Raw genomic sequence first — 18,531 nt, 5'->3', positions numbered from 1 at the left:
CTCGCACGCCGGTCGCGCGGCCCGGCCCGGCGCCGCGGGGGCGCGGGCCGGGCGGGGCCCCCCCCGGGGGGGGGGGCCCCCCCCCGGGGGCGGCCCCCCCCCCGCGGGGGGGGGGGGGGGGGCCCCCCCCGGCCCCCCCGCGGGGGGCGGGGGCCGGCCCCCCGCGACCGGGGTGCGAGACGAGCACCGGTGACCCACCCTCACCCTGACGGCGCGTTCCGGCCTCCCCGGCCGGGATGGGAACGAGTGCCGTTCGGGTGGTGGCGTCTTCCCACGCACCGGTGCCGGTCACGCTGATCGCAGTGTTCATCGGATGGACCTCCGTGCTGGTCGCTCGCGGAACCTCGGGCTGTATTCGATCAAATGTTCGACGAACTGATGTTCGATTTCTACCACGCGAAGGGGCATGATGTCAGTAGCAACGCCGGACATACCTCGAACAGATGTTTGATAGATCGCAGCGGTCGGACTAGATTCACTGCACGGTATGAACTTCGGGCACGTCCGGAGCGGATCCGCCCGCCGGGTGCGGGTCCACCGGATGCGGAGACCGACGAGAAAGGGCGGTTGTGGTGAGCCAATCAGACGACACGGGTGACGGAGCCGAGACCGGCACCGGCCCCGGGCCGGCGGCGACCGGGGCGGATCTCACCGTGCGTCAGCGCAAAGTGCTCGACGTGATCCGTTCCTCGGTGAGCCTGCGCGGCTACCCGCCCAGCATCCGCGAGATCGGCGACGCGGTCGGGTTGAACTCCACGTCCTCGGTCGCCCACCAGTTGCGCACCCTGGAACGCAAGGGGTATCTACGCCGCGACCCCAACCGTCCGCGTGCCGTGGATGTACGCGGTATGGACGAAGCCGTCCGTTCGGTCACCACACTGGCACCCGCCGATACCGCGGTGGCCGCCGGTGCGGTCCCGGCCACCGAGGACAGCAACGCCGACCATCCCATCCCCACCTACGTACCGGTGCTCGGGCGGATCGCCGCCGGTGGCCCGATCCTGGCCGAACAGGCGGTGGAGGACGTGTTCCCACTACCCCGCGAACTGGTAGGCGACGGCTCGCTGTTCCTGCTGAAAGTCGTCGGTGAATCCATGGTCGACGCCGCGATCTGCGACGGCGACTGGGTGGTGGTGCGACAGCAGAACGTGGCCGACAACGGCGATATCGTCGCCGCGATGCTCGACGGCGAGGCCACGGTCAAAACCTTCAAACGCAGCGGTGAGGATGTCTGGCTGATGCCGCACAACCCGCTGTTCGAGCCCATCCCGGGTAATGACGCGCGCATTCTCGGCAAGGTCGTCACGGTGATCCGCAAGATCTGAGCAGCACTGCCCCACGGCGCCGCCGCGGATCGCCCGGCGGGCTGTGGTTGCGGCGCCGGACCGGGACGACACGGTCCGCGAAGAAACACCGGCGGGTCCCGCCGGCTCGAGCGGGCGGGGTGCAACGGAACGGGGTGAATTCGGATGGCCCGCCACAGCATTTCGGCCGCCCGTCCACGGTCCGGCGCCGACGGCACCGGTAGCCCGGAGTTGGTGTGGTACGCGGCCTACGGGTCGAACGCGGACCCCAGCCGCCTCGGTTGTTACCTCACCGGCGATACCCCGGACGGTGCCGTGGCCACGCCGGACGCGCATGGCTGCGGCCCGCAGCCGGCTCGCGGTTGCCGCGACCGGACGCCGCCCGCCCGGTCGATCGGAATCGTCCTTCCGGGATTGCTCTATTTCGCCACCGAATCGGCGATCTGGACCGGCGGGCGGGCCTTCTACGACCCCATGACACCGGCCGAAACCCCGGCTCGCGCCTACCTGCTCACCAACTCTCAGTTCAGCGATATCGCCGCGCAGGAGATGTACCGGCCCCCCGGAACCGATTTGGACCTCACCGAGGTCCTCCGCACCGGCCGGTCGCGGTTCGGCCCCGGCCGATACGAAACCCTGATCTGTCCCGGCTCCTACGAAGGCGTGCCGATCGTGACGTGCACCGCCGACCGGCGCTGGCGCGACCTGCCCGGTAACCCACCGGCACCGCCATATCTGCGCCGGATCGCCACCGGTCTGCGTGCAGCGCATCGCTGGTCCGCCACCGAGGCCGCCGCCTACCTGGCCACCCGCCCGGGCGCGGCGGGGCATTGGACCCCGCGCATGATCGTCGACCTGCTGCGCGACGGCTGAACGGCCGGCCATCTATCCGGCGCCGAAGTCGACACCGGATAGCCGACGATGACCTCCGAATTCGCACAGAGAACTCGGCGATCGGCAACGCAGCGAACGAGCACGGTCGCCGGGCACTGTTCCCGATTGCGCTCTGGGCCGGGGCCTCCCGATCCACGCGGCTAGGATCCGGCAGCAGGCTGCTCACGGGCTTCCAGTGCCACCGAAATCGCCTGGGCTCCCACTTTGATCAGTTGGGCATAGCGCGCCCGATCGGCCGGGCCCACCTCCGCACGCAGCGGGCCGAACTGGACTTCGTAAGGCACCTCGTCGCCGCGGAACACCGGCGCGGAGACGTAACTGACCGGGAGCGGTTGCGGGGTCGCGATATCGGCCGCGGTGTATGCCCGCGAGGTCAGTCTCGAGAGCTGGCGTAGTAGTTTCGCGCGCAGCCCGGGCTGCAGGAGTTCGGCGCCGAGCGCGCCGAACAGCTCCGTGAGGACATCGACCAGCCCGGCATCGTCGTCCTTCGGCCGGAACATCGCGAATCCGTAGGTTGTGACGAAGTAGAGCAGGTCTCGCGCGCCTTCCCGCCCGGCCGCCGAGCGCAGCCACCGTTCTCGTTCGTCCACCGGCCGCCACGGCATCACCGCCGCCCCGGCCGGATACGCCAGGGGAACCGACTGCCCCACCGATAGACCCGGCACGATCGTTTCGCCCGCATAGTGTTTCGCGACGATGGTGAGCCGATCACCGGCGATCCGGCTCAGTGTCGCCCCGCAACCCGCCGCCTCGGCCAGGGCCGCCAATTCCGCGCTGACGGCCGCGCCGGCCTCGACGGCCTCCGGTCGGGTCAGCCGGGACAGGGCGGGCCCCGGGCGGTACGCCAGGCTCGCATCGCGGATCACCCACTCCGCGGCGCACAGTTCGGTCAGCACGGCCGTCACCGTCGCCCGGGCCAGCGAGAGCCGGTCCGTGATCTCGGATACCGTGAGCGCCCGCGGTGACTCCGCAAGCAGTTCGACCACCGCCACCACCCGCCGGGTGGGCGGGGATCCCGAAGCCGCCATCTTTGTCCGCTCCCTTGTCGCCGGCCCGGCCGGGCCCTACACTGCATCGACTATTCGGTACCAGTTTGTCGAATATCCGTCATCAGCGTAGTAGACCCTGCAGGAGGAGCCCATGATTCTGGACAGGTTCCGGCTCGACGACCGAGTCGCGATCGTCACCGGCGCCGGACGCGGCCTCGGCGCCGCGATCGCGCTGGGCTTCGCCGAGGCCGGCGCGGACGTAGTGATCGCTGCCCGCACCGAAAGCGATCTGAACGCGGTCGCCGGGCAGATCCGCGATCTCGGCCGGCGCGCCCATACCGTGGTGGCCGATCTCTCCGACGCCGACGCCTGCGCCGCATTGGCCGGTGCCGCCGCCGCGGAATTCGGCCGTCTCGACATCGTGGTGAACAATGTCGGCGGCGCGATGCCGAGGCCGCTGCTCGACACCTCCCCGGACACCATGACCGAGGCATTCGAGTTCAATGTCGCCAATGCCCACGCCCTGGTCCGCGCCGCCGTGCCGATCATGCTGGATACCGCCGACGGCGGTTCGATCATCAATATCACCTCGACCATGGGCCGGCTCCCGGGGCGGGCCTTCGCCGCCTACGGCACCGCGAAGGCCGCGCTCGCGCACTACACCCGGCTGGCCGCAATGGATCTGTGCCCGCGTATCCGGGTCAACGCCATCGCCCCCGGCTCCATCTCGACCTCCTCTTTGAAAGTGGTCGCCGACGACGACAACCTGCGGGGGGCGCTGGAGAAGGCGACCCCGCTGGGCCGGATCGGCGATCCGGCGGATATCGCGGCCACCGCCCTGTTCCTGGCTTCTCCCGCCGGCGGCTACCTGACCGGCAAAGTGATCGAAACCGACGGCGGACTGATCGCCCCGAATCTCGATATGCCGATCCCGGATCTGTGAGGAGACATCATGACCTATCGCGTTGTGCACTGGGGCACCGGCAATGTCGGCAAACACGCCCTGGCCGGCATCATCGACGACCCGCGGCTCGAACTCGTCGGCGTCCGGGTGTCCAGCAGTGAGAAGGAGGGCCGCGACGCCGGTGAGCTCGCCGGACTCGACATCCGGACCGGAATCTCGGCGACCACCGATTCGGCGGCGCTACTCGCCACGAAACCCGATGTCGTGGTCTACACGGCGATGACCGACAACCGGCTCATGGAGGCCCTCGAAGATCTGCGGACGATCCTGTCGGCGGGTGTCGATATCGTGGCCAGCGCCCCGGTCTTCCTGCAGTACCCGTGGAAAGTCCTGCCGGACGACCTGTTGCGCCCCGTCGAGGAGGCCGCGGCGGCGGGCGGCGCCTCGCTGTTCGTCAACGGTATCGACCCCGGCTTCGCCAATGATCTCCTGCCCTTGGCGCTCGCGGGTACCTGCCGCCGGGTCGATCGGATCCGCTGTATGGAGATCGTCGACTACGCCACCTACGACAACGCGGCCGTGATGTTCGACATCATGGGGTTCGGGAAGCCGATGGACGAGACCCCGATGTTGCTCCAGCCCGGGGTGCTGTCGCTGGCCTGGGGCAGCGTGGTGCGGCAATTGGCGGCCGGACTCGGGGTGGAACTGGACAGCGTCGCCGAAACCCACGAAAGAATTCCCGCGCCGGAGGATTTCGAGATAGCGGCGGGCGCGATCTCGGCCGGCACCACCGCCGGGCTGCGGTTCGAGGTCCGCGGAATGGCCGGTGACCAGGTGGTGACGGTGCTCGAGCATGTCACCCGGCTACGCGCCGATCTCGCCCCGGAGTGGCCCCAGCCCGCGCAGGAGGGCGGCTCCTACCGGGTGGAGATCACCGGTGAACCGCACTACAGCATGGATATCTGCCTCTCCAGCGATCACGGAGATCACAACCATGCCGGGCTGGTCGCCACCGCGATGCGCGTGGTCAATGCCATTCCCGCGGTGGTGGCCGCGGAACCCGGTATCCGCACGACCCTCGATCTGCCCTTGGTTACCGGGCCCGGTCGCGAGCCGAGTTCCGGGCGTTCCTGATTCCGGCTCCGGCAGCAGCGGCGCGGCGTGTCCGAGGCACACCCCGCGCCGCTTTTGTCAGCAGAAAGTGATCACGGTGCGATTCGCCACCGAGACCCGGGCAGCCTCGTAGAACAGCACCCAGGTTTCGCGTTCGCGGTACAACGGGTGGGTATCGGCGCCGCTCTCGTGGTAGATCCGCTCGATCTCGGCGTCGGACAGTTCGCCGTCGGCGAGGGTGATGCCGAGATACGGTGCGACGTAGACGAGTTCACTCAGCAGCGCGGCGCTCGATCCGACCATCCCACCGGGAATGCCGAGTTCGTCGTCCGGGTAGAGCACTTCGTCGAACTCGACCGGCAGGTAGTAGCCCTCGCAGTCGGAGTGGCACAGCAGATGGGATTCGAACATGTATCGGAGTTGGTCGACAGCCGGATCGTCGGACGGATCCTCCCCCGCGCCAACCGGTTCCAAGGGCTGATCGGGGTACTCGTGGGCACGGGCGTAGGCACGCCGCAGATAATGGACGAAACTGTAGGGAACACTGCCGATGCGGCTACGCGCGGCGGTCGCGCCGCGGTGCGGCGGTTCCTCGTGCACCGGTAGCCCCTCACCCGCCAGCAGGTCGTTCAGAGCGCGGAGCTCCGCCCTCAATTCCCCGATGTACTCGGAATCGTTGTCCGCCATTGCTTCGGCGTAGTGATGTGTACTCACTGCAAGACCCATGCGCGCGAGGCTAACGATCGGTGCCGACAGGTTTCGGGACTGCATCGCCCAGCAGGAAGTGTTCGGCCCGGCGCTCTCCATCATCGCCTATGACGACGACGATGATGCGGTACGCATCGCCAACAACTCCGATTACGGGTTTTCCGGAGCGGTTTTCAGCGCCGACGGGAAACGCATCGGCAGGGAGATGGGCGTGGCGGGCCTGGAGGAGCTCCTCGAAAACAACTCGCAACCGTTCTGGACTGATCTGCTCTCACCCGGTGGCAGATGGCTGCCGCTGCGCCGGTCGTCCTCGAACCACCGGGTGAAAGCACCGTCACGCGTTATCGGTGCGGCGAGCAGAACGGAGTCCTCGAATGGGACCCGGAACCACTCCGATCAGGACAGCTTCAGCGACCGCCCGATGATTTCCTTCATGATCTCGGTGGTGCCGCCGTAGATCGTCTGCACCCGCGCATCAAGGTATGCCTGGGCGATCGGGTATTCGCGCATATAGCCGTACCCGCCGTGCAGTTGCAGGCAGCGGTCGATCAGCGCGACCTGCTCCTCGGTGCTCCACCACTTGGCCATGGCCGCGTCCTCGACCGACAGCGTGCCCGCGTTCAGCTCGGTGATACAACGGTCCACCAGCACCCGCACCGCGGTGGTCTTGGTGGCCAGCTCGGCGAGCACGAACCGGGTGTTCTGCAGGGCGCCGATCGGTTTGCCGAACGCCTTGCGATCACGCACGTACTGGCAGGTGTATTCGAGGCAGGTTTCCATTGCCGCGGCCGCCATAACGGCGATCGAGAGCCGCTCCTGCGGCAGGTTCTGCATCAGGTGGATGAAGCCCATACCTTCCTGGCCGAGCAGATTCGCGGCGGGCACCCGGACATCGGTGAAGCTGAGTTCGGCGGTGTCCTGCGCCTTGAGCCCGAGCTTGTCCAGGTTGCGGCCGCGTTCGAAGCCCGGCATCCCGCGCTCGACCACCAGCAGACTGAAACCCATCGCGCCCTTTTCGGGGTCGGTCTGCGCGACCACGATGACGATATCGGAGTTGATGCCGTTGGTGATGAAGGTCTTCGCACCGTTGAGCACCCAGTCGTCACCGTCGCGGACCGCACGGGTCTTGATGCCCTGCAGGTCCGAGCCGGTACCCGGTTCGGTCATCGCGATGGCGGTGATGAGCTCACCGGAACAGAACTTGGGCAGCCAGCGCTTCTTCTGCTCCTCGTTGGCCAGCTCCAGCAGGTACGGCGCGATGACATCGTTGTGCAGCGAGAAGCCGAGGCCGGAGTACTGTCCGCGCACCGTCTCCTCGGTGATGATCGAGTTGTAGCGGAAATCCTTCACGCCGCCGCCGCCGTACTCCTCCGGCATCGCCATGCCGAGGAAGCCCTGCTTACCGGCCTCGAGCCAGACGGAACGGTCCACGACCCCCTGCTCCGCCCACTGGTCGTGGAACGGCGCCACATGCGTCTCGAGAAACTTGCGGTACGACTCCCGGAACAGGTCGTGCTCGGGTTCGAACAGTGTGCGCTCCACACCTACCTCCTAGTGAACACTCCGACGGGGCCGCACCGGCCCGTCGCTGTGATCCACCGTACCCGGAGTGCGAATGGTTGTTTACTTCACGCCTGGAATTCGCTGGTGCTCCTGCTCCAGGGTCGATCTCCGCTCCGCCTTACCATTCACCCGCGGCGAGGTGGGTGCGCGACGGCCCTCAGACCGGAAGCAGTTCGCGCAGGCGCCCGGTGAGAGTCCGGCCGCGGTCGCGGTCGCGTTCACCGAGCAGGAAGGTCAATTCCTCGCGCACGGCCTTCTGCACCACCAGGGACAACTGCTGCGCGGCCTCGTCGAGGTCGTGCGCCTCACGCCACGGCTGCGGATCGATCGCGGTCCCGACCGAGAAATAGAACCGCTCGGGGCGAGGTATTGCCGTCGGTCCCAGTCCGCGTACCAGCGGCGGGGTGAGCTCGGCATGGATGCCGAGCGCCTCGACCACGCGCCGCAGCGGACGCAGAAGCAGGTCGTCCTTGTCGGCGAGGATGTCGTAGGCGTCGTCGATCCCGATCATCGCCACCGGCAGGATCGGCGCCCCGCATTCGATCGCCATCCGGGCGAAACCGGTGCGACCCTCCCAGCGCAATGTGTACTTCTCGCCTTTGCGGCGGATCGCCTCGCGACCTCCGCCGGGAAAGACGATCACCGCTTCACCGTGTTCGAGCAGTGTCCGGCAGTTCTCCCGGGTTCCGCGCACCGAACCGTAGTGGTGCAGCATATGCCGCACACCCGGAACGCGGATCAGGACATTCTCGGCGAGCCCACGAATCAGCCGGCCGCGCCGGCGCAGTACCTCCGGAAGCAGCAGCGGGGCATCGATCAGGCCGAGCAGATTGTGGTTCGCCACCAGCAGCACCGGCCCGGAGTCGGGAATATTCGACAATCCGAAGAACCGGGGATCGCTCCACGCCCGCACCGGCGCCAGTAGCGCCTCCAGGATCCGGAGATCGGCCGCGCCGAGGTCGACCGACAGCGGCGCCCCGTCGCTGAGCCGCGGTGGTTCCGAATCGCCGCGCCGACGATCCCCGGCGGCGGTGGAACGCTCGCCCGTGTACGTCATGAATCCCTCCTGAAGTCGATCGATATTGATTGTGAATCGACATCAGCGGTAATCACACCCGGTTATGCGAAGTCCCACACTTCGGCGGCCGAATTTTTCGCGGCCGACGCGCGCCGGTAACCGTCACGTTTCGGCGGCCCCGGCATGCGCGTAATCGGACAGCGCGGCAGCGAGCGCGCGCGGAACCCGCGCCTGTACCCGGGTGCCGTGCTCGGTGTGCTCGGACTGCGCGATCCGGCCGTCGGCATGGATCCGGGCCAGCAGATCGCCGCGGCTGTACGGAAGCAATACGCTCACTTCCACATCCAGCCCGCCGAGTACCTCGCCGAGCCTGGTCCGCAACTGTTCGATACCGAGATCCTTGTGCACGGATACGAATTCGGCATCCGGGAGCATGCCGCGCAGCCTGGTCAGCTCCACCGGATCGATCTCGTCGATCTTGTTGACCACGAGCAGTTCCGGCGGCGCCGGCTGCCCCGATTCGCGCACCACATCGGTGACGACCTCGCGTACCGCCTTGATCTGCTCGGCCGGCAGCGCATCGGAACCGTCCACCACGTGCAGCAGCAGATCGGCGCCGGTGACCTCCTCCAGCGTGGAGCGGAAGGCCTCGACCAGCTGGGTCGGCAGATGCCGGACGAATCCGACGGTATCGGTGAACACCACCTCGCGGCCGTCGTCGAGCTGCGCCCGGCGGGTGGTCGGATCCAGCGTGGCGAACAGCGCATCCTGCACCAGCACCCCGGAGCCGGTCAGCGCGTTCATCAGACTCGATTTACCGGCGTTGGTGTAGCCCACGATCGCCACCGCCGGCACACCGCTCGATGTGCGGCGCGCGCGTTTGGTGTCGCGGGCGGTTTTCATCTCGCGGATCTCGCGGCGCAGCTTGGCCATCCGCTCCCGGATCCGGCGGCGATCGGTCTCGATCTTGGTCTCACCGGGACCGCGCAGACCCACACCGCCGTTGCTACCGGCCCGGCCGCCCGCCTGCCGCGACATGGACTCACCCCAGCCGCGCAGTCGCGGCAGCATGTACTCCATCTGCGCGAGCGCGACCTGCGCCTTACCTTCACGTGAGGTGGCGTGCTGGGCGAAGATATCGAGGATCAGCGCGGTCCGATCGACCACCTTGACCTTGACGACCTTCTCCAGCGCGGTCAGCTGGGCAGGCGTCAACTCACCGTCACAGATGACGGTATCCGCGCCGGTGGACAACACCACCGCGCGCAGTTCCTCGGCCTTACCGGAACCGATGTAGGTAGCCGGATCGGGGCGGTCCCGGCGCTGGATGAGTGCCTCGAGTACCTCGGACCCCGCGGTTTCGGCGAGCCGGGCCAATTCGGCCATACTCGCGTCGGCGCTTGCGGCGCTGCCCTCGGTCCAGACACCGACCAGCACCACGCGCTCCAAGCGCAGCTGCCGGTATTCGACCTCGGTGATATCGGTGAGCTCGGTGGACAGGCCGGCAATACGCCGTAGCGCGCTGCGATCCTCCAATTGGAGTTCACCGGTGGTGGGATCGGCGGTCCAGCCGTCCCGGCGACCGGGCACAGCATCACCGCCGTCGCGGCCCGCGACGCTGCTATCGACGGCGTTCCCGCAATCGCCCGGATCGTATCCGGACGATTCCGCGTCGAACGCTTCATGGGACCATTCGCCGGTCCCGGACGTTTCAGTGCTTCTCATACACCTTCCATGCTGCCACCATGCGCTGGTCGGCGCATTCGAATTTCCCGGTAGGGGGCTTACTGCGCATCCCACCAGTCCGCGGCCAGCTCACCGCTCGCCACCAGTTCGGACGGGCCGCGCAACCACGCCGCGCCCGCGCTCACACCGACCCGGACCCGGCCGCCGGGAACCCGGACGGTGACCTCACCGCTGTCTGCGGCCAGATCGAAACCGTCCGCCGCCAGCGCCGCGGCCGCCGCCGCGACCGTGCCGGTACCGCAGGACCGCGTCTCGCCGACGCCTCGCTCGTACACCCGCATATCGACACCGCCGCCGGCATCGAGCCCGGTCAGGATCTCGACATTGACCCCCCGCGGGAACATATCGGGGTCGTATCCGGGGGGTGCCGTGAGATCCAGTTTCGCCAGCGATTCGGCTGTCAACGAGCTGTCGACGCAGGCGAGATGCGGATTGCCGACATCCACACCCAGCCCGCCGTAACCCCAACCGGCCAGCGTGGCCGTGGATTTCCCGAGCACCCGCAGGGCGCCCATATCCACGGTCACCTCACCGAGTACCGCACCGGCGGTGTGCACGACGACCGGGCGCGCGCCCGCCCGGCTGCCCACCACGAAACGGTCGCTTCCGACCAGCCCGCGGCTCGCCAGATAGTGGGCGAAAACGCGCACCCCGTTACCGCACATCTCGGCAACCGAACCGTCGGCGTTGCGGTAATCCATGAACCAATCGTCCGGTCCCACCCCGGTGGGGAGCTCCGCCAGCACGCCGGCCGCGTGTAGCCGGCCGGCGGGCGCGACACGCAGCACGCCGTCGGCACCGAGCCCGCGGCGCCGGTCACACAGCGCGGCCACACGGGCGGGAGTGAGGTCCAGCCGCACCTGCGGGTCGGGCAGCACCACGAAGTCGTTCTGGGTGCCGTGACCCTTGGTGAATTCGACGGCTTCCCCGCTGCGGGTGCTCACGTCTTCGCCTCCGTGCACGTCGGTCGGTTCTCCTCGGTTCGCAATACGATCCTCATCTGGCAAACGTCCGGCGCTGCCGGGAAATTTCGTACAACGCCACTGCCGCCGCCGACGGCGCACCCAGCGAGCTGGCGGTACCGCCCATCGGAATGGTGACCGTATCGTCGCAGGCCGCCGACCACGCGGCGCTCATACCGCTGGTCTCGTTACCGAGCACCAGGATCGTGGCATCGATCAGATCCTGGTCGAAGACGGCGCGGTCGCCGCGCTCGTCGGTGCCGACAATCCGCGTGGGTATGCCCCGTCGAACCTGCCGGTCCCGGAAGGCGAGCACGTCCGCCGGACCCGCCACCCGGAACACCGGCATCGAAAACAGCGAACCGGTGGACGCGCGAACGCACCGCGGGTCGTACTGATCGGCGCCGTGCCCGCTGACCACCACCGCCGAAGCACCGAACGCATCGGCGGACCGGATGAGGGTGCCCAGGTTCCCCGGCGAGTTCGGTCGATCGAATACGACGACCACGGGGGCTTCACCCGGGTCACCGGCCTCGTGGGTGGCCAGCTCGGCAGCGGGAGCCTGCTCGGCGACCGCGACCAGTTCCGGGGCGCCTGTGCTCTTCTCCCCCAGTTCCGCCATCAGCTCCGGCGCCAGCCCGACGGCCGGCACCGGGCTGCTGTCGAGTACATCACGCGCCCACGAGGACAGTCCGGGATCATCGCCCAGCCGGTACAGCAGGGTTTCCAATGGCCAGTCACAGGCCAGTGCCTGCGTGATCGGCCGGACTCCGTGCACCAGGAACCGGCCGTCCCGATTCCGGGTGGCCCGGTTGTCCAGATAGGCCGTCCACACCTGGACGGCGGCATTGCGGCTGCGTATCTGCCGGGTCACGGCCGTGGCGTCTCCTTCGTTGTGTGTTGCTCCGCCGCGGATCCCGTGGGGTCGGGCATCGCCGGCGCGTGCGGGTCGGGTACCGGCGGGGACACAGCCGGCGCAGCAGGATCAGGCGCCGCACCGGCACCCCACGCAGGGCACCCGGATCTGCCGTGAGCGCCGGACACGCCGAGACCCACGTAGGAGACTGCGCCCGGGCGCGCGGGGCCGGTGCCCACAAGGTCTTCCAGGAGCGACAGGGCGATCTCGGTGGCGTCCGGGTTCGCCGCATCCACCCAGCGCACCCGATGATCCCGCCGGAACCAGGAGCGTTGCCGCCGGACGTAGCGGCGGGTGCCGATGAAGGTGCGTTCGCGCGCCGCGTCCAGGTCGTACTCCTGATCCAGGTATGCCAGCACCTGGGCGTACCCGATCGCACGGCGCGCGGTCTGCCCCTCCCGCAAACCACGGCCGGTAAGCCCGCGCACCTCCTCGACCAGGCCCGTTTCGAACATCGACGCCGTACGCTGCGCAATCCGCGCGTCCAGTTCGGCGGTATCGCGGTCCACGCCCAGGATCCGGGTTCCCCAGCGCGGTTCCCCGACCGCCGGCGCGGACGCCGCGAAGGGTTTCCCGGTCAGTTCGACGACCTCCAACGCGCGCACCATCCGGCGGCCGTCGGTGGGCAGAATGGTGGCCGCGGCGGCCGGGTCCGCCCGCCGCAACGCCTCATGCACCGCGGCGACGCCCTCCTCCGCCAGCAGCGCTTCCCATTTCGCCCGCACCTGTGGATCGGTGGCCGGGAATTCCCACTGGTCCAGCAGCGCCTGGACATACATCATCGAACCGCCCACGACGATCGGCAGCCGCCCGCGCGCCATGATCGCCTCGATATCGGCCGATGCCGCCGCCTGGTAGGCGGCGACCGTCGCGGTTTCGGTCACGTCGAGGACGTCGAGCTGGTGATGAGGGATACCGCGGCGCTGGTCCGGCGGGAGTTTCGCGGTCCCGATATCCATCCCCCGGTACAGCTGCATGGCGTCGATATTGACGATTTCACCGTCGAGCCGTTCGGCCAGCTCGAGCGCGAGGTCCGATTTCCCGGTGGCGGTCGGGCCGACCACCGCGACCGGGCGAATGGTCTCGGTCACCGGCCGGCCCCACCCGGTCGCCACAGCGCCGCGTAATAACCGACCCCGTAGGGCGCGTCCCGGTACCGCTCGGCGACCACCGGCGGTTCGGCATCACCGGCGAAGAGCCCGGCCAGCGCCTGGTACGCGGGCCGCCCGGCCAGCATCACCTCGGCGCACAGCGCGGGATCCAGATCGAGCAGCGCGGCCCGGTCTCCCGCGCTCAGGGCCTGCTCCAATCCGGTCTGCACCGCCTCCGCGCGGGGGTCGAAATAGCCCGGTGCGGCCTTCGACAACGTTGCGGCACCGTCCGCGACAACCAGGACTGCCCGCGGCTCATCCACCGAATCGAGTTCGGCCCGTAATTTGGCGCCTGCCTCGGCGCACCGCGCCGGCGAGTTGTCGGTGGCGAGCAACTGCGCCCGAACCAGCGCACCCGGCGCCACCGCCCCACGCAACCAGCCGGCGATGAGTACTGCCAACGGCAGGTCGGGATCCGGCCCGGACGTTTCGGGCGGCCCGCCCAGCGATACCGTCACCTCCGGACCGAAACCCCGGAACGTGCCCGCGGTGCCGGAGTCGTACTCCTGTTCGGTGGCGCCGACCCCGAGCACGGTCCACTGTGCGGCCGCCCCGGCCAGCTCCCGCCCGATGGTGACGACAGCGGCCCGCAGTGCGGCCACGGCAGGTTCTCCCGAGGCCGCCGGGGCCGCCGCACCGGCGGGCGCCGCGCCGCCGCACAGTTCGGGCACCAGAACCGGCGGCGAGGGGATGAGAGCCGCAAGACAGAACACGACGTCAACCGTAGCCCGTGCTCGTTCAGCGGTGCCGCGCTCGGTGGCTCCGGCGCGACCGTGCCCGGCGAACGGGTATGAGTGTCTCTCCCGGAAACCCGGTGGTAATTGCTAGGGTGCGAGATATCCGGAAGAGGTACCGGTCGGTCCGGATCCGCAGGTCGGGCCGTATGTGCCGGTTCGGCGAAGCGGCGGCCCGGAACGTGCCCGATAGTGGGTGGCCCGCCGGCCCCGCGCCCCGCGCGGGCCGAACCGACCGGCGGATGTGGCCAGATCGAACGGGCGTAGCCAGAATGAGCAGAGCATAGCCATAATGCGCAGCGCGTAAACCAGGCAGCCGTGACGCGCGGCAGGGACGAGGAGCAATGACCCACAGCAACGGAACCGCCAAACCCGGCCCCGGCACCGCCGGTCGCCCGTCGCCCGCTCCCAAGCCCGGTAACCGTCCCAAACCCGGAGAGCCGCATCCGTCGCCCGCAGCGATGAAACCGGCGGGCCCGGCCACCGAACATCCACATCCGGTCGTGGTGCCCACCACCACGGATCCGAGCAGATGGGGCCGGGTGGACGAGGACGGCACCGCGTGGGTGAAGACCTCCGAAGGGGAACGGATCGTCGGCTCCTGGCAGGCCGGTAACGCCGCCGAAGGACTCGCGCATTTCGGCCGCCGCTTCGACGATCTCGCCACCGAGGTCGCCCTGCTCGAGGCCCGCCTCGCCGCCGGCACCGACGCCCGCAAGACCAAAGCCGCCGCCCTGGCGCTGGCCGAAACCCTGCCCACGGCAGCCGTCATCGGCGATATCGAGGGGCTGGCGGCCCGACTGCGCGCCATCGCCGAACATTCCGAGGAAGCGGCCGCGCACGCCAAGGAGGAGAAAGAGCGCACCCGGCACGAGCACACCGAACGCAAAGAGGCGCTCGCCGCCGAGGCCGAGCAGATCGCCGCGGAATCCACCCAATGGAAAGCGGCCGGCGACCGGCTCCGCGAAATCCTCGACGAATGGAAAACTATCCGGGGAGTCGACCGCAAGGTAGACGATGCGCTGTGGCGGCGGTACTCGAAGGCACGCGAGGCGTTCAACCGCCGGCGCGGCGCGCATTTCGCCGAACTCGACCGGGAACGCGCCGCCGCCAAGTCCCGGAAGGAAGAACTGTGCGTGCGCGCCGAGGAACTGTCCGGTTCCACCGATTGGCCGGCGACAGCCGCGGTTTTCCGGGAGCTCCTCGTCGAGTGGAAGAACGCCGGCCGGGCGCCGCGGGAGGCCGACGAAGCGCTGTGGCGGCGTTTCAAGAGCGCTCAGGATGTGTTCTTCGCCGCCCGCAACGCCGCGGCGTCCGAACGCGACGCCGAATTCGCCGATAATGCGACAGCGAAGGAAGAGCTGCTCAGCAGCTACGAACCGCTGATCGACCCCGACACCGATCTCGAAGGCGCCCGGGCGGCACTGCGGGACCTGCAGGAACGCTGGGATGCCGTCGGAAAAGTGCCCCGCGAGCGGATGCACGACCTGGAAGGCCGGCTGCGGGCACTGGAGAAGCGGGTGCGCCAGGCGGTGGACGCGCAGTGGCGCCGGACCGATCCGGAGGCGCTGGCCCGGGCCGCACAGTTCCGGGAACGGGTGGCGCAGTTCGAAGAGCAGGCGGCGAAGGCCAGCGCCGCGGGTAAGACCCGCGATGCGGAGAAGGCACTCGAACAGGCCCGGCAGTGGCGCGAATGGGCCGAAGCCGCGGAGGGCGCGGTCAGCAATCTCTGAGCAGCGTGGGTCGCGCCGGTGATCATCCGGCGCGCCATTCCGCGCCGGGCTCAGTCCTCGCCGAGCCGCCGGCGCCGCTCGCGTTCCTCGTCGCGGGCCGCGGCGATGCGCCGCTGTTCCTCCGCCGCGAGCTGCAGCGCGGTACGGCTCCATACGACCTTCACCCAATGGAAGGTCAGCACCATGATCGCGAGCGTGCCCAGGATCAGCCCGAACCCCGGACCCGCACCCACATAGTTGTTGATCCCCGGCGTCTGCCGGTGCCAGATCGAGAACACACCGAACGCACTGGCGATCGCCGACCCGGCCACCGCCAGCCACGCGAGTACCCAGCGCCGGGTCATCAGTGCCAGCAGCGAGAACCCGATCCCGAACACCAGCACGAACCAGACGAAGATCCGCGACGGCAACCCGATGTGCTCGAGGCTCGCCACTTCCGAACCGAGCAGCACATCGAAACCGCGCGCACCGCCGGCATGCGGCAGCACCAGCGATATCAGCAGGACGAATACCGCACCCGCCACCACCATGGCGCGCACCCCGGGGTCGATCTCCCCGGCGATCCGGCGTTCCACCGCGTCCAGGTCCTCGCGGTACTCCTCGAACTTCTCGGTCGTCTCGGCCGGGTTCACTGCGTCCTCGTTTCCATCGGCTGATTCGTCGTCTCGCGCCGCCGGATCTCCGGACGGCGACTGCGCCGGGCCGGAAGCGCCGGACTCGTCCGGCGGCTCCCGATCGTCGTCACCCGGCAGGGTCATACCCCACACCCGGTGGAGCATCCCGAGCCGACCGGCTCCGGCTCCGGCGCACCGATCCGCGGCAACCCGAGGCCCACCCCGATGGGCGCGGTCTTCGGTGTGGTCCCGGCCTCGTGGGCGTCACCGGCACGGGTACGCCGATGCGTCCGGACCCCGCTGTCGGCAACGAGATGGTGCGGTGCCGCGCCCGTCACCGCCACGGTGACCACATCGCCCGGCCGGATCGGCTCGGCCGCACCCTCGGGCCGGAAATGCACCAGCCGGCCGTCGCGGGCGCGCCCGCTCATCCGGGCGGTGGCGGCATTCTTCTTCCCGGCACCATCGGCCACCAGCAGTTCCACCTCGGTCCCGACCAGGTCCCGATTGGCCTCCAGGCAGATCTGATCCTGCAACGCGATGAGCCGCTCGTAGCGCTCCTGCACCACCTGTTTGGGGACCTGATCGGCCATCTCCGCCGCCGGGGTCCCCGGGCGCGGCGAATACTGGAAGGTGAAAGCGCTGGTGAATCGGGCCTTCCGCACGACCTCGAGGGTCTGCTGGAAATCCTCCTCGGTCTCGCCGGGGAAACCGACGATGATATCGGTGGTGATCGCGGCATGCGGCATCGCCGCCCGCACCTTGTCGATGATGCCGAGGAAGCGGGCCTGGCGGTACGAGCGCCGCATCGCCTTCAGCACCCGGTCCGAACCCGATTGCAGTGGCATATGCAGTTGCGGGCACACATTCGGCGTCTCGGCCATCGCCTCGATCACATCATCGGTGAACTCGGCCGGATGCGGCGAGGTGAAACGCACCCGCTCCAGCCCGTCGATACCCCCGCACGCCCGCAGCAGTTTCGCGAACGCGCCGCGGTCGCGGGGCTGCTCGGGATCGGCAAAGGACGCTCCGTAGGAATTGACGTTCTGCCCGAGCAGGGTCACCTCGAGAACGCCCTGGTCCACCAAGGCCTGCACTTCTGCCAGGACGTCGCCCGGGCGCCGGTCGACCTCCTTGCCGCGCAAGGACGGCACGATGCAGAACGTGCAGGTGTTGTTACAACCGACGGAGATCGAGACCCACCCCGCGTAGGCCGATTCCCGCCGCGCGGGCAGCGTCGACGGAAAGGCCTCCAGCGATTCCAGGATCTCCACCTCGGCGGCCTCGTTGTGCCGGGCACGTTCGAGCAGCACCGGTAGCGAACCGAGGTTGTGCGTGCCGAAAACCACATCGACCCACGGCGCCTTGCGCAGCACGGTATCGCGATCCTTCTGGGCCAGACAGCCGCCGACGGCGATCTGCATACCCGGGCGCGCGGCCTTGACCGGCGCGAGGTGCCCGAGCGTGCCGTACAGCTTGTTATCGGCGTTCTCCCGCACCGCGCAGGTGTTGAACACGACGAGGTCGGCCGTCGCGCCGGGCGCGGCCCTGGTGTAGCCCGCATCCTCGAGCAGACCGGACAAGCGTTCGGAATCGTGCACGTTCATCTGGCAACCGAAGGTGCGGACCTCGTAACTACGCGTTCCGGCCGGCTCGACCCGGGGAGGAAGCGTTACCTGTCCGATCGAATCCACCCGTCCAGGGTACGGGCCGTGATTTCGGTGCTGCCTCCGGCGTCGCAGGGTGGGGCTGTGTCAAGCCTCGGTGTCACTCGTGCTGTGTCGCGGCGTCGGCTCCGGCGACGCGGGTGGGGCTCTGTCCGCTCGGCCCTCGGCGTAGACCGTCCGCTCTAATCTCGAGCGAAACCCTCCGCTCTAATCTCGAGCGAAACCCTCCGCTCAGCTCTCGAGCGAAACCCTCCGCTCAGACCCCGAGCAAAACCCTCCGCTCAGACCCCGAGGAAAACCCTCCGTGAAGGGGGCAGGCTGTGATTTTGGAGCCGCTCCGCGGCTCGAGGGTGGGGGCCGCGTGACCCCAGGTGTTAACAACACCCCCGGGCGCCCCGCTCGGCGGCCGACACGTTCTAAGCTCCGTCAGCGACTCCGGGCGTACTGGTCACCTCTCCTGCCGGATCCGATGGCGACGATTCTCGGATGGCAGCTGCCTCAGCATGGTTCACTAT

15 protein-coding genes and 2 pseudogenes are annotated in these 18,531 nt (G+C 68.8%); 6 read left to right on the top strand and 11 right to left on the bottom strand.

Annotated features, from left to right (window positions below; all coding sequences use genetic code 11):
* Nucleotides 1-572 precede the first annotated feature (572 nt).
* Nucleotides 573-1,325 carry a transcriptional repressor LexA gene (gene lexA / locus QH195_RS19725; protein WP_280426004.1) on the top strand — a complete coding sequence of 251 codons (753 nt, stop codon included), beginning with the start codon at nucleotides 573-575 and terminating at the stop codon, nucleotides 1,323-1,325.
* 144 nt (nucleotides 1,326-1,469) lie between these two features.
* Nucleotides 1,470-2,177: a histone deacetylase gene (locus QH195_RS19720; RefSeq protein WP_280436506.1), complete on the top strand. Its 708-nt coding sequence runs from the start codon at nucleotides 1,470-1,472 to the stop codon at nucleotides 2,175-2,177.
* Between the two features lie 161 nt (nucleotides 2,178-2,338).
* Here the strand turns inward: QH195_RS19720 and QH195_RS19715 are convergent, their stop codons facing one another.
* On the bottom strand, nucleotides 2,339-3,226 hold the full coding sequence (locus QH195_RS19715; RefSeq protein ID WP_280436505.1) for a helix-turn-helix domain-containing protein: 888 nt from the start codon (nucleotides 3,224-3,226) through the stop codon (nucleotides 2,339-2,341).
* Nucleotides 3,227-3,338: 112 nt separating this feature from the next.
* Between QH195_RS19715 and QH195_RS19710 the strand changes: the two genes are divergently transcribed.
* Together QH195_RS19710 and QH195_RS19705 are read left to right on the top strand one after the other, a co-directional pair.
* Nucleotides 3,339-4,130 (top strand): SDR family oxidoreductase, encoded by a 792-nt coding sequence (locus QH195_RS19710; protein ID WP_280426001.1) that lies wholly within the window; start codon nucleotides 3,339-3,341, stop codon nucleotides 4,128-4,130.
* A 9-nt stretch (nucleotides 4,131-4,139) separates the two neighbouring features.
* Nucleotides 4,140-5,225, top strand: a complete 1,086-nt coding sequence (locus QH195_RS19705; protein WP_432278384.1) for an NAD(P)H-dependent amine dehydrogenase family protein — start codon at nucleotides 4,140-4,142, stop codon at nucleotides 5,223-5,225.
* A gap of 57 nt (nucleotides 5,226-5,282) precedes the next feature.
* On the opposite strand, the gene QH195_RS19700 is transcribed toward QH195_RS19705, so the two are convergent.
* Nucleotides 5,283-5,930 carry a hypothetical protein gene (locus tag QH195_RS19700; RefSeq protein ID WP_280436504.1) on the bottom strand — a complete coding sequence of 216 codons (648 nt, stop codon included), beginning with the start codon at nucleotides 5,928-5,930 and terminating at the stop codon, nucleotides 5,283-5,285.
* Nucleotides 5,931-5,973: 43 nt separating this feature from the next.
* Between QH195_RS19700 and QH195_RS19695 the strand changes: the two are divergent.
* A pseudogene (locus QH195_RS19695) lies at nucleotides 5,974-6,159 on the top strand (aldehyde dehydrogenase family protein); the annotation flags it as partial.
* A 149-nt stretch (nucleotides 6,160-6,308) separates the two neighbouring features.
* On the opposite strand, the gene QH195_RS19690 reads toward QH195_RS19695, so the two are convergent.
* The 7 genes and pseudogenes from QH195_RS19690 to QH195_RS19660 all read right to left on the bottom strand — a co-directional run bounded on the left by QH195_RS19690 (nucleotide 6,309) and on the right by QH195_RS19660 (nucleotide 13,981).
* Nucleotides 6,309-7,454, bottom strand: a complete 1,146-nt coding sequence (locus tag QH195_RS19690; protein ID WP_280425989.1) for an acyl-CoA dehydrogenase family protein — start codon at nucleotides 7,452-7,454, stop codon at nucleotides 6,309-6,311.
* A gap of 178 nt (nucleotides 7,455-7,632) precedes the next feature.
* Complete coding sequence (locus QH195_RS19685; protein WP_280436503.1) at nucleotides 7,633-8,532, bottom strand: lysophospholipid acyltransferase family protein; 900 nt, start codon at nucleotides 8,530-8,532, stop codon at nucleotides 7,633-7,635.
* A gap of 123 nt (nucleotides 8,533-8,655) precedes the next feature.
* Nucleotides 8,656-10,218: a GTPase HflX gene (gene hflX / locus QH195_RS19680; protein WP_280436502.1), complete on the bottom strand. Its 1,563-nt coding sequence runs from the start codon at nucleotides 10,216-10,218 to the stop codon at nucleotides 8,656-8,658.
* Between the two features lie 59 nt (nucleotides 10,219-10,277).
* Nucleotides 10,278-11,183: a diaminopimelate epimerase gene (gene dapF, locus QH195_RS19675; protein WP_280425986.1), complete on the bottom strand. Its 906-nt coding sequence runs from the start codon at nucleotides 11,181-11,183 to the stop codon at nucleotides 10,278-10,280.
* A 52-nt stretch (nucleotides 11,184-11,235) separates the two neighbouring features.
* Nucleotides 11,236-12,075 carry a TrmH family RNA methyltransferase gene (locus tag QH195_RS19670; RefSeq protein ID WP_280425985.1) on the bottom strand — a complete coding sequence of 280 codons (840 nt, stop codon included), beginning with the start codon at nucleotides 12,073-12,075 and terminating at the stop codon, nucleotides 11,236-11,238.
* A gap of 230 nt (nucleotides 12,076-12,305) precedes the next feature.
* Nucleotides 12,306-13,208: pseudogene (gene miaA / locus QH195_RS19665) on the bottom strand (tRNA (adenosine(37)-N6)-dimethylallyltransferase MiaA); the annotation flags it as partial.
* Nucleotides 13,205-13,981 (bottom strand): hypothetical protein, encoded by a 777-nt coding sequence (locus QH195_RS19660; protein ID WP_280436501.1) that lies wholly within the window; start codon nucleotides 13,979-13,981, stop codon nucleotides 13,205-13,207. The pseudogene miaA and the gene QH195_RS19660, both read right to left, overlap by 4 nt.
* Nucleotides 13,982-14,346: 365 nt before the next feature.
* Here QH195_RS19660 and QH195_RS19655 point away from each other — a divergent pair, with 365 nt between their 5' ends.
* Entirely contained in the window at nucleotides 14,347-15,735 is a 1,389-nt protein-coding gene (locus tag QH195_RS19655) for a DUF349 domain-containing protein (protein WP_280425983.1), read from the top strand.
* A gap of 50 nt (nucleotides 15,736-15,785) precedes the next feature.
* Here QH195_RS19655 and QH195_RS19650 read toward each other — a convergent pair whose 3' ends face one another.
* Nucleotides 15,786-16,493, bottom strand: a complete 708-nt coding sequence (locus QH195_RS19650; RefSeq protein ID WP_280436500.1) for an Rv2732c family membrane protein — start codon at nucleotides 16,491-16,493, stop codon at nucleotides 15,786-15,788.
* A complete protein-coding gene (gene miaB / locus QH195_RS19645; protein ID WP_280425981.1) occupies nucleotides 16,490-18,043 on the bottom strand; it encodes a tRNA (N6-isopentenyl adenosine(37)-C2)-methylthiotransferase MiaB in 1,554 nt (517 codons plus the stop codon). Before miaB ends, QH195_RS19650 begins: the two co-directional genes overlap by 4 nt.
* Nucleotides 18,044-18,531: the final 488 nt, after the last annotated feature.

The sequence above is a fragment of the Nocardia carnea genome, assembly GCF_029868855.1.
GTDB classification, from domain to species: Bacteria; Actinomycetota; Actinomycetes; order Mycobacteriales; family Mycobacteriaceae; genus Nocardia; species Nocardia carnea_A.
Note: the sequence above shows the minus strand (reverse complement) of the source record. Positions and strands in the feature narration are given on the sequence as shown.